This window comes from Streptomyces sp. NPDC003284, assembly GCF_053589675.1.
In genome coordinates this window covers 523,110-538,192 of record NZ_JBSFSI010000003.1, presented here as the reverse complement: position 1 = coordinate 538,192, position 15,083 = coordinate 523,110, and the positions used below count along the sequence as shown (strand labels likewise).

The 15,083-nt window shown below is 73.0% G+C and carries 13 protein-coding genes; 9 read left to right on the top strand and 4 right to left on the bottom strand.

Annotation, left to right across the window (positions count from 1 at the left end; genetic code table 11):
• Positions 1-12: 12 nt before the first annotated feature.
• The 4 genes from ACWDYF_RS09395 to ACWDYF_RS09380 form a co-directional block, all read right to left on the bottom strand.
• Complete coding sequence (locus tag ACWDYF_RS09395) at positions 13-1,173, bottom strand: hypothetical protein (RefSeq protein WP_389462631.1); 1,161 nt, start codon at positions 1,171-1,173, stop codon at positions 13-15.
• A 292-nt stretch (positions 1,174-1,465) separates the two neighbouring features.
• The gene (locus ACWDYF_RS09390; RefSeq protein ID WP_381740898.1) at positions 1,466-2,212 is read right to left on the bottom strand and encodes a SigE family RNA polymerase sigma factor; all 747 of its coding nucleotides are present in this window, start codon (positions 2,210-2,212) and stop codon (positions 1,466-1,468) included.
• A 485-nt stretch (positions 2,213-2,697) separates the two neighbouring features.
• A complete protein-coding gene (locus ACWDYF_RS09385) occupies positions 2,698-3,765 on the bottom strand; it encodes an aspartate-semialdehyde dehydrogenase (protein ID WP_389462632.1) in 1,068 nt (355 codons plus the stop codon).
• 40 nt (positions 3,766-3,805) lie between these two features.
• Positions 3,806-5,095 (bottom strand): aspartate kinase, encoded by a 1,290-nt coding sequence (locus ACWDYF_RS09380; protein WP_064534341.1) that lies wholly within the window; start codon positions 5,093-5,095, stop codon positions 3,806-3,808.
• Between the two features lie 601 nt (positions 5,096-5,696).
• Between ACWDYF_RS09380 and ACWDYF_RS09375 the strand changes: the two genes are divergently transcribed.
• The 9 genes from ACWDYF_RS09375 to ACWDYF_RS09335 all read left to right on the top strand — a co-directional run bounded on the left by ACWDYF_RS09375 (position 5,697) and on the right by ACWDYF_RS09335 (position 15,029).
• Positions 5,697-8,705, top strand: a complete 3,009-nt coding sequence (locus ACWDYF_RS09375) for an AfsR/SARP family transcriptional regulator (RefSeq protein WP_389462633.1) — start codon at positions 5,697-5,699, stop codon at positions 8,703-8,705.
• Between the two features lie 268 nt (positions 8,706-8,973).
• The gene (locus ACWDYF_RS09370; RefSeq protein ID WP_389462634.1) at positions 8,974-9,300 is read left to right on the top strand and encodes a chorismate mutase; all 327 of its coding nucleotides are present in this window, start codon (positions 8,974-8,976) and stop codon (positions 9,298-9,300) included.
• Between the two features lie 8 nt (positions 9,301-9,308).
• A complete protein-coding gene (locus tag ACWDYF_RS09365) occupies positions 9,309-10,157 on the top strand; it encodes a menaquinone biosynthesis protein (protein WP_381740903.1) in 849 nt (282 codons plus the stop codon).
• 19 nt (positions 10,158-10,176) lie between these two features.
• Positions 10,177-10,470: a Dabb family protein gene (locus tag ACWDYF_RS09360; protein WP_381740905.1), complete on the top strand. Its 294-nt coding sequence runs from the start codon at positions 10,177-10,179 to the stop codon at positions 10,468-10,470.
• 52 nt (positions 10,471-10,522) lie between these two features.
• Entirely contained in the window at positions 10,523-10,939 is a 417-nt protein-coding gene (locus ACWDYF_RS09355) for a DUF2000 domain-containing protein (protein WP_381740907.1), read from the top strand.
• 21 nt (positions 10,940-10,960) lie between these two features.
• On the top strand, positions 10,961-12,385 hold the full coding sequence (locus ACWDYF_RS09350) for a phenylacetate--CoA ligase family protein (RefSeq protein WP_389462635.1): 1,425 nt from the start codon (positions 10,961-10,963) through the stop codon (positions 12,383-12,385).
• Positions 12,382-13,359: a branched-chain amino acid transaminase gene (locus ACWDYF_RS09345; RefSeq protein ID WP_389462636.1), complete on the top strand. Its 978-nt coding sequence runs from the start codon at positions 12,382-12,384 to the stop codon at positions 13,357-13,359. Before ACWDYF_RS09350 ends, ACWDYF_RS09345 begins: the two co-directional genes overlap by 4 nt.
• Positions 13,360-13,381: 22 nt before the next feature.
• Positions 13,382-13,975 carry a prephenate dehydratase domain-containing protein gene (locus ACWDYF_RS09340; protein ID WP_051576430.1) on the top strand — a complete coding sequence of 198 codons (594 nt, stop codon included), beginning with the start codon at positions 13,382-13,384 and terminating at the stop codon, positions 13,973-13,975.
• A gap of 67 nt (positions 13,976-14,042) precedes the next feature.
• Positions 14,043-15,029 carry an ornithine cyclodeaminase family protein gene (locus ACWDYF_RS09335; protein WP_381740913.1) on the top strand — a complete coding sequence of 329 codons (987 nt, stop codon included), beginning with the start codon at positions 14,043-14,045 and terminating at the stop codon, positions 15,027-15,029.
• The last annotated feature ends 54 nt before the right edge of the window (positions 15,030-15,083 follow it).

Here is a 15,083-nt window from a genome sequence, read left to right as displayed (position 1 = left end):
CCCGCCGCTGTCCTACGAGGTGGGCGCCGCCAGGACCCCCGTGTGGTACACCGTCCCCGCGCAGGCGTCCGGCACCGTCGCCGAGACCGTCGGCGTGCCGGGCTCCGGGGTGTGCGAGACCACGACACTGCCGTCGGCCTTGGCGCCGTCCTCCCTGACCAGCTGGGGCGAGGCCGCCGAACCGGCGTCCGTGCCCGAGCCGCTGTTCGTGGCCGGGCCGCCGGCCGCGCCCTGGTCCTTGCTCGGGGACGGGCCGGGCGAGGGCTGTCCGGGCTGTCCGGTCTCCGTGCCGCCGCTGCCGCCGCCCCCGGTGCCGCCCGTGCCGCCGCTGCCACCGCTGCCGCCCGTGGTCGGGCAGGCGTCGGAGGGCACCCAGGCGAACTTCACCTCGTAGCCCGATCCCGGCGTCAGCACCAGCGCGGGGGACTCGGTGGACGGGTCGGGCAGCCCCGGCGCCGCGTCCCCCGGGGTGTGCTGCACCACGCTGACCCTGGCCGTCTCGGCCGCGCCCTGCGGGAACGAGGTGACGGTGCCGGGCCCGCCGACGGTGCAGCTCCCGGACGAGGTGTTGGTGACGCGCAGGACGCCGTAGACGGCGCCCGAGGAGTCGGGGGTGCCGATCCGCGCGCCGCCGGAGCCCAGTTGCGCCGCCGTGCACACGGGTGCTCCGGCGCGGGCGGAGGCGGAGGGGTGGTCCGAGGCGCCGCCGGGCGCCGCGCCGGTGGCGGTGGCCCCGCCGTCCGCGGTGCCGTCCTTCTCCCCGCCCTGCTCCCGGCCCGTGGCCCGGTCGGAGGGGCTGCCCTCGGCGTCCGGACCGGCGGCCGTGTCCTCGGACCGCCCGGCGCCGCCCTGCGCCTGGGACGCCTGGCCCGCGATGGCCGGGTTGGCGTCGGGACCGGAGGAGCGGGAGACATGGACGAGGGCCGGGACGGCGGTGCCGAGGAACAGGGCGGCGGCCGCCATGCCGACCGTGGCCTGCCGCTTGCGGGCCCGCCGCGCCGGGACCGCGCGCCGCAGGTGCTCCAGGGTGCCGTCGCTCGGCTCGACGTCCTGGACCGCCCGGTGCAGCAGTCGGCGCAGGGCCAGTTCGTCGGGGGCGAGCCCGCCGGGGGCCTCGTCCGCCGGGGCCGTGCGCGCGGGGTCCGGGCCCTCGGCGTCAGGGCTGTCGTTCACGGTGGTGTTCCCAGAATGCGATGACGTGTGGGGGTGCTGTTCGCGGGACGCCCGGTCGGCACGGGGCTCGTCGGGCGGGCCCGGTACCGGGGACCGGTCCACCTGCGGCGCACGGGCTTCGTGCGGCCCACGCACCTCGCCCGGCCCACGGACCTCGCCCGACGGCCCGCCGCCGGACTCGTGGCGTTTGCGCGCGTCCTGCTCGCCCGCGCCCGTGTCCTCGTGGCGTTCGTGCGCGTCGCGCCCTTCGGCGTTCCCCTTCGTGCCCGTCATACCCGCGCCTCCCTGACGGTCATGCCCGCGCCTCCATGGCGATCCGGAGCGCGGCGATGCCGCGCGAGCCGTACGCCTTCACCGAGCCGAGGGATATCCCGAGGGTCTCGGCGACCTGCGCCTCGGTCATGTCCGCGAAGTAGCGCAGCACCAGCACCTCGCGCTGCCTGCGCTGGAGGCCCTTCATCGCCTTGATCAGCGAGTCGCGCTCCAGCTGGTCGTAGGCGCCCTCCTCCGCGCTGGCCATGTCCGGCATCGGCTTGGACAGGAGCTTCAGGCCGAGGATGCGGCGGCGCAGCGCGGAGCGGGAGAGGTTGACGACCGTCTGGCGCAGATAGGCGAGCGTCTTCTCCGGCTCGCGGACGCGCTTGCGGGCGGAGTGGACGCGGATGAACGCCTCCTGGACGACGTCCTCGCAGGAGGCGGTGTCGTCGAGGAGGAGCGCGGCCAGGCCCAGCAGCGAGCGGTAGTGCGTGCGGTACGTCTCGGTGAGGTGGTCGACGGTGGTGCCGGCCGCCGCGGTCTCCTCGGCGGCCGGGCGCTGGTTCGGTATGCGGGCGGGCCGCGCGGCGGGCATGGGGGCGATCACCGGCATGCCGCCGGACGGGCCGGCCGCGCCGGGCAGCACGCTGATGCCGGGGCTCCCGGACCGGCCGGGGGACGCCGGACGCCCGGGGAGGGCGGGCATCCGCGGCCGGAGGGCCGCGCGGGGCGGCCGCAGAGCGGCGCCGCGGGCCGCCGCGCTGAAGTCGAGTACGTCTGCCACGCCAGTTGGACGCACCGCCCCCCGCCGGGGTTGTACGGGCCGTCCGTCACGTCCGCGCCCGGCGGGCCGAGCGGCGCGTGCGGCCGTGTTCCCGGGTCAGGCGGCACCGCGGCCGGTGCCTCACATGCCCTCATGCGTCCCGCTCTTCCCTCTGTCGCGGCGTGCCGCGAAGCGACCGGGGCGTCCCCACGCCCCTCAGCGTCCCCACGCCCCCGCAGGGCGACCGCGAAGACGCCTCCCGCCCACCGCGCGGTTGCGGAGGGCGGGAAGGAAAATCGCCGGGCGCCGGGGCGGCACGGTTCACGCGGCGCGGACCCTAGTCAGCCGGTCCACACCTTGTGCACAGATCCTACAAAGGGACTGATCAATGGCCAGGGGTTATCCCTCCGTGAAAGAGGGTGGGGAGGGCGGGAAGGGCGCGGAGAGCGGGAGGAGCACGAGGAGCACACCGGCCCACGGGGTCCCCTCCGGCCGCACCGGCCCGCTCACTCCGGTCCGGCCGCCACCAGCTCGGCGATCTGCGCCAGGTTGAGCGCGGCGCCCTTGCGCAGGTTGTCGCCGCAGACGAAGAGTTCGAGCGCGGTCGGGTCGTCCAGCGCCCGCCGCACCCGGCCGACCCAGGCCGGGTCCGTGCCCACCGCGTCGGCCGGGGTGGGGAACTCGCCGGAGGCCGGGTCGTCGCACAGCACCACCCCGGGCGCCGTGGCCAGGATCTCGCGCGCCCGGTCGACGGTGACCTCGTCCTCGAAGCGGGCGTGCACGGTCAGCGAATGCGTGGTGACGACCGGGACGCGGACACAGGTGACGGCCACCGGCAGCCGGGGCAGTCCGAGGATCCGGCGGGTCTCCTCGCGCAGCGCCATCTCCTCCGAGGACCAGCCCTCGTCGCACAGCGCACCGGCCCAGGGCACCACGTTCAGCGCGACCGGCTCCGCGAACGGGCCGGTGTCGTCGCCCACCGCCCGCCGTACGTCGCCGGGGCCGGTCCCCAGTTCCGTACCGGCGACCAGGGACAGCTGGCGGCGCAGCGCGCGGACGCCCTCCTGGCCGGCGTCGCTCACCGCCTGGTACGAGGAGACCACCAGCTCGCGCAGCCCGAACTCGGCGTGCAGCGCGCCCAGCGCCACGATCATGGTCAGGGTGGTGCAGTGCGGGCTGGCGACGACGGAGCGCGGGCGGCGGCGCACCGCGTGCGCGTTGACCTCGGGCACCACCAGCGGCACATCGGGGTCGGCGCGGAAGGCCCCGGAGTTGTCCACCACGACGGCGCCCGCCGCGGCGGCCACCGGCACCCAGCGGGCGGCCACCTCGTCGGGCACGTCGAACAGGGCGATGTCCACGCCGTCGAACACGCCCGCCGCGCGGGCGTCCTCGGTGAGCGCGACGACCTCGGTCTCCTCGCCGCGCACGGTCAGCTTGCGGCCGGCCGAGCGCGGCGAGGCGAACAGGCGGATCTCGCCCCAGACGTCCGCGCGCTGGGACAGGATGCCGAGCAGGACCGTGCCGACGGCGCCGGTCGCGCCGACGACCGCGAGCCTCGGCCGTCCGGTCACCGGCGTACGCCCGGACGCGCGGCGCCCCGGCGGAGGACGGTCATCGCCCGGTGCCGCCGTAGACGACGGCCTCGTCGCTGTCGGAGTCGAGCCCGAAGGCGGTGTGCACGGCGCGGACGGCCTCCGGCACGTCGTCCTTGCGGGTGACCACCGAGATACGGATCTCGGAGGTCGAGATCAGCTCGATGTTCACGCCCGCGTCGGAGAGCGCGGTGAAGAAGTCGGCCGTGACGCCCGGGTTGGTCTTCATGCCCGCGCCGACCAGGGAGATCTTGCCGATCTGGTCGTCGTAGCGCAGCGAGTCGAACCCGATGCCGGGACGGTTCTTCTCCAGCGCGTCGATGGCCTTGCGGCCCTCGGCCTTGGGCAGCGTGAAGGAGATGTCCGTCAGACCGGTGGAGGCCGCGGAGACGTTCTGCACGACCATGTCGATGTTGATCTCGGCATCCGCGATCGTGCGGAAGATGGAGGCGGCCTCGCCGGGCTTGTCCGGGACGCCGACGACCGTGATCTTGGCCTCGGAGGTGTCGTGCGCGACACCCGAGATGATGGCCTGCTCCACCTGCTGTTCCCCTTGCTCACTCGGCTGCCGAATCGGCTCGCTGCTGACCCACGTGCCCTGCAGCCCGCTGAAGGAGGAACGTACGTGGATCGGGATGTTGTACCGGCGCGCGTACTCCACACACCGGTGGAGCAGCACCTTCGACCCGGAAGCGGCCAGTTCGAGCATGTCCTCGAACGAGATCCAGTCGATCTTCCGGGCCTTCTTCACCACGCGCGGGTCGGCGGTGAACACGCCGTCCACGTCGGTGTAGATCTCGCAGACCTCGGCGTCCAGGGCGGCGGCCAGCGCCACGGCCGTGGTGTCGGACCCGCCGCGCCCCAGCGTGGTGATGTCCTTCTTGTCCTGGCTGACGCCCTGGAAACCGGCGACGATGGCGATGTTGCCCTCGTCCAGCGCGGTGCGGATACGGCCCGGCGTGACGTCGATGATCCGGGCTTTGTTGTGGACAGAGTCGGTGATGACACCTGCCTGGCTGCCGGTGAAGGACTGGGCCTCGTGGCCCAGGTTCTTGATCGCCATGGCCAGCAGGGCCATGGAGATCCGCTCACCGGCGGTCAGCAGCATGTCGAACTCCCGCCCGGCAGGCATCGGGGATACCTGCTCGGCGAGATCGATCAGCTCGTCCGTCGTGTCGCCCATCGCGGAGACCACGACAACCACCTGGTTGCCGTTCTTCTTGGCTTCCACGATCCGCTTGGCGACGCGCTTGATGCCCTCGGCATCGGCTACGGAGGAGCCTCCGTACTTCTGCACGACAAGGCCCACGTGCGCTCCTCGCTCAGTCCGTGTCTGTCGCACTCGCGCATATGCAGTGCGATCGACTCAGTCTATCGAGCGCCCGGATTTCCCCTTCGCGATATCGCATCGTGAGATGTCCGGCGCCCGCTTGTCAGGGCGGCTCATGCCCAGCGAGCGGGGCGGCACGCGAAACGTGGGCGGCGTCACACACCCGCCGGGCGGCGATCCGGCCACCTCCTCACCGGGGCCGGAATGCTGCGGTCCGATCCGCTCCCCGCGCCGCCCGCCGCCCTGATCCGGGGCCCGGTGAAGGCAATCCGTTCCGTTCGCGTGCCCGGTTTTCGACTCGATCCGAACCCGTCGCGGACCGGGGAAGGCATTGCATACCGGTCCGGTTGTCCATTCCCCGTCTCTTCATGTGGACAAGCTGTCGTGATCGGCCGTCAGGGTGTGTCACTGTGAGCCCGGTTCGGGCGGGAAGAAGTACCTGGTGGAAGGAGTTCTGATGGCGTCGTCACGTGCCGGAAAGCTGCTATTCCGGGTGCTGGGACCACTGGAAATTTGGGCGGGCGGTAAACGCCTCCAGCTCACCGCCCCGCGGCTTCAGATCACTCTCGGAACGCTGCTTTTGAAGCCCGACAGGACCGTGTCCGTGGAGGAGCTGGCGCAGAGCCTCTGGGAGGCCCGGATGCCGGCCGATCCGGCGAACCAGATCGCCGTCTGCGTCTCGAAGATACGCGGCCGCTTCCAGCGGACGGGGACCGTGGGCGACCTGATCCTGACCCAGCCGCCCGGCTACCTCCTGAGCACGGACGAGGCCGAGCTGGACACCCAGCGGGTGCAGGCGCTCAAGGCGGAGGCCGACGCGTACGCGAGCGCCGGGGAGAGCGCCGAGGCGGTCTCCTGCCTGGAGCGGGCACTCGCCCAGTGGCGCGGCCCGCTGCTGGCGGGCATCACCCGGCAGGCGTGGCGCGCCGAGGCCCGCGTATGGGAGGAGACGCAGGTCGCGCTCCAGGTCAAGAAGGCCGAACTCCAGCTCGCGCTCGGGCAGTACGAGCCGGTGATCGCCGAGCTGTCGGCCTTCCTGCCGGAGCATCCGTTCTTCGAGCGGCCGCGGGCCCAGCTCATGACCGCCCTGTACCGCTCGGGCCGCCAGGCGGACGCGCTGCGCCTGTACCGCGACACCTCCCGCCTGCTGGACGAGGCGCTCGCCATCGCGCCCGGCGCCGAACTCCAGCGCCTGCACCAGGAGATCCTGAAGGGCGCCCTCCCACCCGGCCCCGAGGCCGTCCGCACCGAGTTATCCGCCGCGCCGCCGCCGTCCCCGCAGCCCGCGCCGGAGTCCGCCGCGCCGCCGTCCGCCGCGCCCGCCGGGCCCTGTCTGCTGCCCAGCGACATCGGGGAATTCGTGGGCCGCGAGCGGGAGATGTCCGACCTGGTCGAATTCCTGCGGCCCGCGGGCAGAAACGTGCCCCTGGTCGAGCTGGTGGGCGCGGGAGGAACGGGCAAGACGACCCTCGCCATTCATGTCGGACATCAGCAGCGCGTCAAGTTTCCCGACGGCCAGCTCTATATCGATCTGCGCGGACTCGACCGGAATCCGGTCCGGCCTGAGGAGGCCCTCGCCCGGTTTCTGCGGGAGATGGGAGTGCCGGCGTCCGACATCCCGGACGGACTCGACCAGCGCGCCGAGAAATTCCGCGCGCTGCTGACCGACAAACGCGTGCTCATCATTCTGGACAACGCCTCCGAAACCACCGGCATACGCCCTCTGCTGCCGGGAACGGACACCTGCGCCGTCATCGTCACCAGTCGCTCCCGGGTCGCCTCGGCGTTCTCGACGCGGGTCGTGGAGCTGGGCGGCCTCTCCACGGAGCAGGCCCTGGAGCTGCTCCACCGCGGCGCCGGGCGCGAGCGGTCGGCGGCGGAGCAGGACGCCGCGCGGCGGCTGGTCGCGTACTGCGGCAACCTGCCGCTGGCGGTCGGCATCCTCGGCGCCCGGCTCGCGGCCAAGCCGCACTGGACGATGGCCCGGGTCGCGGCCCGGCTCGCCGACGAACGGCGCAGGCTCGACGAGCTGGAGCACGACAACCTGGCCGTCCGCACCACCCTGGAGCTGTCCTACGACGGCATCAGCCCCGGCGCCCAGCTGCTGCTGCGCCGCCTGTCCGTGCTCGCCGTGCCGGACTTCGCGGACTGGCTCGCCCGGCATCTCGTGGACCTCGGCGGATCGGCGGCGGAGAACGCCGAGAACCTGGTGGAGGAACTGGTGGACGCCCGGCTCGTCGAGGTGCGCGGACGGGACGTGGCCGGGCAGCTCCGCTACCGCCTGCACGACCTGGTCCGGCTGTTCGGCCTCGAACGCGCGGACGGCGCCGAGTCGCCGTCCCAGCGCCGCACCGCGGTCCGCCGCACCGCCCTCGCCGCGCTCACCGGCGCCGACGCGGCCCACCGCGCCGTCTGCGGCGGCGACTACACCGCCGTCCGCAGCGGCGCGGCGAGCCGCGCCCGTGCCGGCCACTCCCCTCCGCACGAGGACGCCGATCCGCTGCACTGGTACGAGGCCGAACGCACCACGCTGACCACCCTGGTGCGGCAGGCCGCCGGCTACGGGCTCGACGACATCGCGTGGGACCTCGCGGCCGTGTGCCGCTGCCTGTTCAGCACGCGCGGGCACCACGACGAGTGGCTGGCGACCCACCAGGACGCGCTGGCCGCCGTCCGGGCGGTCGGCAGCGGCAAGGGCGAGGCCGCGCTGCTCCTGGGCCTCGGCGACCTGTACATCGACAAGCGCGAGTACACCCGGGCGGCCGGTCTGCTGGAGCGGGCGTGCGCCACGTTCACCGCGGCCGGGGAGGACTACGGCGCGGTGCTCGCGCTGCGCCGGGCGGCCTGTGTGGACCGGATCCAGGGCCGCTACGAACGGGCGCTGGAGCGCTGGCGGGACTGCCTGCCCGTGCTCGCCGCGCACGGGGACCTCCAGGCCCGGGTCCAGGTGCTGCGCTGGCTCGGGCTGACCCTGCTCGAACTGCGCGACCTGGAGGGCGCCGAGTCGTATCTGCGGCAGGCCGAGGAGGCCGCCCGGGGCCTCCTCGGCCGGGCGGCCGGACAGGTGCGGCTGGCCCTGGCCGACCTGCTGCGGGCGCGGCACCGCCCGGCGGAGGCGGAGGCGGAGTACATCGCGGGGCGGGAGCGGGCGCAGGCCCTCGGCGATGTCTCGGGCATCGGCTACGCCCACTTCGGCCTGGGCGTCATCGCGCTGGAGAGCGGGCGGCACGCCGAGGGCCGCCGGCTCCTCGGCGTCTGCCGGGAGTCGGCGCGCTCGGTCGGCGACCCGCTGCTGGAGGCGCTCGGCATGGTCGGGCTGTCCGCGGCGCTCGGGCACGACGGCCGGACGCAGGAGGCGGAGCGGCTGCTGACCGGGGCCGCCGCGATCTACCACGGCCTCGGCACCCCGGTCCGCTACGCCCGCTGCCTGTACGCGCACGCGGAACTGCTCGACCGGCGCGGCGACGCGGGCGCGGAGGCGGCGGCCCTGCGGGCCCGCGCGGCGGCGGCGCTGGCCGGTACGGGCTCGGCGCTGGCGTCGGACGCGCTCGGCCCGGCGACGGGCCCGTACTGTCCGGCGGTGCTGTGACGGTCCGGGGCGCGCGCCCCGGAAGCCGTGATCGCCGTGCCGGGTGTTTCCCTTCGGTGTCCGTTCGATGTCCGAGGAAACCCGCAGGTCAGAAGCGATTCTGATGGTGTGGGACACCGTTGGGGAACGTCCTTGCCTCTCGCGGCGGGAATCGTCAAGGATTGCGAACAACGGCGTTTCACCGACGCAACGTCGTCTCGATGGCAGCGAAAACCAGTGATGCAGCGAACCTGCCTTTGGCGGGCGCCACTCCCCCGATGAGGTTGATGTGGAGCAGCACGACAACGCCGCATGTGTGACAGCATTTCCCATCGACGAGGCTCGCGAGGCGATCGATACCCTGGATCTGCAGATCATCGAAATCTTGCAGAATCGCCGCGACCTGTCCCGCCGCATTCAGCGGCAGCGCATGAGCGAGGGCGGGACACGGACGGTACTCGCTCGCGAGAAGCTTATTCTCGACCGTTACGCAACCGGGCTCGGCACGGAGGGAACCGCCCTCGCCCTGAATATCCTGAGCCTGTGCCGGGGCGGTTCCGGCGGTATCTCGAAGGCCGCCTCCGCCGCGGACAGCGAGCCGCAGGGCACTTCGTGAAGGCGTGCGTGAATCCGCGGGCACGCCTGGGTGACATCTCCTTCCTCAATTGCGCACCGATCCGCTGGGGCCTGGCCGACAGCGGAGCCGTGCACGACGTCGACATGGTCTCCGCACCACCGGAACAGCTTTCCGCACTCCTTCTTTCGGGTGATCTGGACATCAGCCCGATCAGTGTCGTCAGATATCTGCGGCACGCGGAGGAGCTGTGTCTGCTGCCCGGCATCGCGATCGGCAGCGACGGCCCGGTGGGCTCCTGCCACATCGTCTCGCGCGATCCGCTCGAAGCGCTGGACGGCCGGGTGGTCGCGCTCTCCGCGGCCAGCCGCAGCACCACCCTGCTGGCCAGGATGCTGCTGGAGGACGCCGTCGGGGTGCGGCCCGAGTACCGCACGCTGCGCCAGGACGTGGACACGATGCTGCGCACGGCGCGGGCCGCCGTGGTCATCGGCGACGACGCGCTGCGGGTGCGGGCGGCCGCGCCGGCCGGGCTGACCGTGCACGACACGGGCGCGATGTGGCGGAGCTGGACGGGGCTGCCCATGGTGTTCGCCGTCTGGGCCGTGCGCCGCGACTTCGCGCGGGAGCGGCCCGAGACGGTGCGCGAGGTCGGGGCCGCGCTCGTGGACGCGGTCGCACGGGCCCGCGCGCACCCCGCGCGGGTGGCCGCTGCGGCGGCCCGCGGCGGCCGGGCCCGCGCGCTCGGGGAGCCCGTGCTCCTCGACTACTTCCGAACGCTCGACTACTCGCTCGGAGAGCGCCAGCTGGCCGCGGTCCAGGAGTTCTCCGCACGGGCCGCGGCCCGCGGCGAGACGGTCAGCCCGCTGCCCGCACGCATTCCCGTCCACGGCGGATGAACGTCCACGGAGGATGACCATGATTCGTCACATCGTACTTTTCAAGTTCAAGCCCGGTATCTCGTGGGACGATCCCCGGGCGCTGGAAGCGGAAGGCATGGCCGCGAAGGTGGGCGGCGAAGTACCGGACCTCCAGGAATGGAGCACCGGCCGCAACATATCCACCCGGCCCATCGCGTACGACTTCGCGGTGATCGGTCTGCTGGAGGACGAGGCGGCGCTCGACCGCTATCTGGTGCACCCGTTCCACCAGGAGGCGATCCGCCGGTGGCGGGAGATCAGTGAATGGGTCATCGCCGACCTCGAAGAATGACGCGAAGAACGAGAAGAAGAACAGCACAGTGAACGAAAGGCAAGGACCAGCGGTGAGTGCCAAGTACGAGAAGTGCGCCTTTGTCGTCGAACAGGACCTCGCCGCGGGGCTCGCGATGAACACCGTGGCGGCTCTCTCGATGTCCGTCGGGCGGTTCGTGGACGGAATCATCGGCGATGCCGTCAAGGACGGCGACGGCGAGGCGCACACCGGTATCACGGCCATTCCGCTGCCCATTCTGAAGGGCGCGGCGACGGATCTGCGGGACATCGTGCTGAAGGCGGCTGGCCTGCCCGACGTCTTCGTGGCCGACTTCACCGCGGTCGCCCAGTCGTCACGGAGCTACGACGAGTACATCCGCCGGACCGCCGACCTGGGCACCGCCGAGCTGCCCTACATCGGCGTGGCCGTCTGCGGCAGCAGAAGCGCGGTGAACAAGCTCACCGGAAGCCTGCCGCTGTACCGCTGACGCAACCGACACGAGGGAAGCATGTTCACCGTCTTCAACGAAGAACTCGACCGGCTCGCCCGTGAGATACGCGACCGGCACCAGGCGTTCGCCGCGGGCCGCTGGAGCGACGCCGACCTGGCCGATCACCAACTGACGGAATTCCGCAGCACCCTGGCGTACGTCAAGGACAAGTCCCCCTTCTACGCCGGGCGGCTGGCGTCGGTGGACCCGGAGTCCATCCGCTCCCTGGCCCCCGAGCACCTGGCCGACGTGCCGTTCACCACCAAGGACGACCTGCGCAACGAGTTCGACAAGGTGCTCTCGCTCCCGCTGTCCAAGGCATGGATCTTCTACGAGACCACCGGCACCACCGGCCGCAGCACACCGTGCCCGCGGGACAACACCGACTCGCTGCACAACAACACGGCGCTGACCGTGTACTACGACACCGTCTTCCGGCAGTTCGGCGACGAGCAGGTGATCGGCGTCTCCGGACCGACCGAACTGCACGCCTTCGGCGACACCTTCGGCGACGTCTGCCGCAACCTGGGCCACGCGGTCGCCAAGATGTGGCCGCACTCCCCGATGGTCGGCTACGACCGCGCCCTGGAGACCCTGCGCGTCCTGCCCGCCACCGGCCTGTTCAGCACGCCCGGCATGGCCCTGTCCCTGGCGAAGAAGGCGTACGCGGCCGGACTGCACCCGCGCCGGGACTTCCGCCTCGACGTCCTGATGTGCACCGGCGAACTCGCCTCCCCGAGCCTCCTGGAGAACATCGGCGAGGTGTGGGGCGCCAAGGTCTACAACGCCCTGTACGCCTCGCAGGAGGCCTCGGTGATGGGCGCGTCCGGCGCCGACGGGGCGCTGTACACGGCCCCGCTGCTCAACTACTACGAGGTGATCGACCCGGACACCGCCCGCGCGGTCGAGCCGGGCCCCGACGGCGTGCGCACCGGCGAACTCGTCGTCACCGCGCTCTACCGGGGCAGCAAGCCCCTGGTCCGCTACCGCACCGGCGACCTGGTCCGGCTCGCCCCCGCCTCCGCCGGGCGCACCCTGCCCGCGCCCGTCCTGGAGGTGCTCGGCCGCACCCGCGACACCCTGTCGATCGGCGGCCACCGGATCAGCGGCTACGACCTGGAGGAACTGCTGCTGTCGCTGCCCCGCGGCTACCTCGACTACCAGGTCGTCATCGACGCGGTGGACGGGCAGGACGAGCTGACCCTGCACCTGGAGACACCGCCCGACGGCGAGGGCGTACGCGTCGACGAGGCGGCCGTCGCCGACCTGGTGCGCGAACGGCTCGACGTCCCGCTCCGGTTCGCCTACGGCCCGCTCGGCTCGGTCACCACGACCGGCGCCATGGTGAGCTGGAAGGCGGCCCGGGTGGAGGACCGGCGCACCGCGGCGCCGGACGAGGAGCGCGCCGCCGCCCTCGGCGTGGCCGGCGGGAGGGCCCAGTGACCAGTGCCGTGGCAGCGGACAGCGGCAAGGCGACGCCCGCCCTGGCGGCCCTGGCCTACCACGACGGGGAGTTCGTCCCCCTGGAGCGGGCCCAGGTGCCCGTCACCACGCAGGCCCTCCAGTACGGCACCGGTGTCTTCGAGGGCATCCGCGCCTACGCGCAGGCGGACGGCGGCCTGGCCGTCTTCCGCGGCCACGACCACTACCAGCGGTTCCTGCGCAGCGCGCGGACCCTGCGCATCCGGCTGGAGCCGAACGCGCGGGAGCTGTGCGCGCTGACGGCCGAGCTGCTGCGCCGGATCGGCGCGGACACCGACATGTACATCCGCCCGCTGGCCTACAAGCGCGCGCTGCTGCCCGGGACACCGCCCGGTGTCCAGCTCACGGGCGTCTCGGACGCGCTGTCGGTCAACGCCTTCCGGATGGGGTCCTACACCGACCGCGGCGGCATCCGGGTCGCGATCAGCTCGTGGCGCAGACCGGAGTCGGCCGTGCTCCCGGTCCGCGCGAAGGTCACCGGCGGCTACGTCAACAACGCGCTCGCCGTGGACGAGGCCCGAGCCGCCGGGTACGACGACGCGATCCTGCTCAACAGCCGCGGCCAGGTCGCGGAGGCCAGCACGTCCAACGTGTTCGCCGTCGTCCGCGGCCGGCTGGTCACCCCGCCCGTCACGGCCGATCTCCTGGAGGGCATCACCCGGGACACCGCCGTCACCCTGGCGGCCGACCTGCTGGACGTACCGACCGACTTCCACGACCTGGGCCGCGAGGATCTGTGTCTGGCCGACGAGGTGTTCCTCACCGGCACGGGCGCGGAGATCGTCCCCGTGACCGAGATCGCCGGGCGTCCCGTCGGGGACGGCGTCCCCGGACCGCTCACCACCGCCCTGACGGCCGCCTACCACGAGGTCGTCCGCGGCAAGGACCAGCGCTACCGCCATTGGCTCCAGAGCGTCGGCCCCGGCACGGGCTGACCGCCGACCGCAGGGGGAGAACATGATTCAGACAGCGGGTTGGATAGACACCGCCCTGTCCTCGGGGCCCGAGATCGAGGCCATCGGGACCCTGGGGCCCGCCGGCACCAGCAGCGAGCAGGCGGCCCTGTACCTCTGGGCGGACCGCGGCCTGGGCGGACCGCCCGGAATCCGGCTCTACGGCACCTACGAGGAGGCCGGCACGGCGCTGCGCGAGGGCGCCGTCAGCCATGTCGTCATCGCCAACGCGTACGCGTCGGTGCACAGCTTCTACATGGACCCGTCGCTGCGGTTCGCGGGGGCGTTCCTCTTCGACACCCCGGACTACGGCATCGCCGTCTCCCCGGGGCACCGCATCCCCGACGCCGCCCGGATCGCCACCCACCCGGCGCCGGTCGCCCTCGTCCGGGAACTCCTCCCGGACGCCTACTCGGTGGCGGAGATCCGCTACGCCACCTCCACCAGCGCGGCGGCCGGCCAGGCCCGCCGCAGGGAGACCGACCTGGCGCTCACCACGCGCCCGGCGGCCAAGGCCCACGCCCTGGAGTTCATCTCCCGCACCCGGCCGATCCGCATGCTCTGGTCGGTCTTCACCCTCGCCGACCCGGACTCCTGACGGGCCGCCACAGGAAAGCGGCCCACCGGACCATCCGGACGGACCGCCCAAGGAAACAGGTACTTCCATGCTCCTGATCGACCGTGCCACCGTGCGCGAGCTGTACCCGGTCGAGCGCGCCCTGCCGGTGATGGCGGAGGCCATGCGCCGCTACAGCGGCGGCCTGGCGGAACTGCCGCTGCGGACCATCCTGAGGCCCGAGAAGGACACCGGTCTGCTGGGCACCATGCCGGGCTTCGTCGCCGGGGACGACCTGGCGGGCTACGGGCTGAAGGCGATGATGCTCAGGCCCGAGAACCCGGCCCGCGGCCTGGACCTGCACATCGGGGTCGTCATGGTCTTCGACCCGGCGACCGGTGCTCCGCTGGCCCTGATGGACGCCGGCGCGGTGACCGCCGTACGGACGGCGGCCGTCTCCGCCGTCGCCACCGAGGCGCTGGCGCGGCCGGACGCCGGGGACCTCGCGGTACTCGGCTCCGGGGTGCAGGCGCGCAGCCACCTGGAGGCCATGCGCCTGGTCAGGACGCTGCGCCGGGTCCGGGTGTGGAGCCGCAGCGCCGAGCACGCCGAGGACTACCGGGCGTGGGCGGCGAAGGAGCTGGGCATCGAGGTGGAGACCGCCGGCACCCCGGCGCTGGCCCTGGCCGGGGCCGACCTCGTCTGTACCACCACGGCGGCCAGGGAGCCCGTCGTCGAGGCCGCCGACCTCGCGCCCGGCGTCCATGTCAACGCCGTGGGGGCCTCCTTCGCCGACCACCGGGAGCTGTCCTCCCGGGCCGTGGCGGACGCCTCCTTCTTCGTCGACAGCCGGGAGTCGGCGCTCGCCGAGTCCGGGGACCTGCGCGGGCCGCTCACCGAGGGCCTGGTGGGACCGGACCACATCCGGGCCGAGCTGGGCGAGGTGCTGCTCGGCACCCGGCCCGGCCGCGCCGAACCCACCGAGATCACCGTCTTCAAATCGCTCGGCCTCGGCGTGCAGGACATCATGTCCGGCTTCGCCGTCGCCCGGGAGGCCGCGGCCCGCGGACTGGGCCGGACCGTCACGCTCGACTGACCCGCCGGCCCGGCCGGGACCCGCCTCCGCGGAGCGGTCCGGCACAGGCACCGG

Bases quoted from the DNA above. Each gene is read 5' to 3' on its own strand.
- ACWDYF_RS09360 (WP_381740905.1), top strand. From the start codon at position 10,177: ATGATTCGTCACATCGTACTTTTCAAGTTCAAGCCCGGTATCTCGTGG.
- ACWDYF_RS09350 (WP_389462635.1), top strand. From the start codon at position 10,961: ATGTTCACCGTCTTCAACGAAGAACTCGACCGGCTCGCCCGTGAGATA.
- ACWDYF_RS09340 (WP_051576430.1), top strand. From the start codon at position 13,382: ATGATTCAGACAGCGGGTTGGATAGACACCGCCCTGTCCTCGGGGCCC.
- ACWDYF_RS09335 (WP_381740913.1), top strand. From the start codon at position 14,043: ATGCTCCTGATCGACCGTGCCACCGTGCGCGAGCTGTACCCGGTCGAG.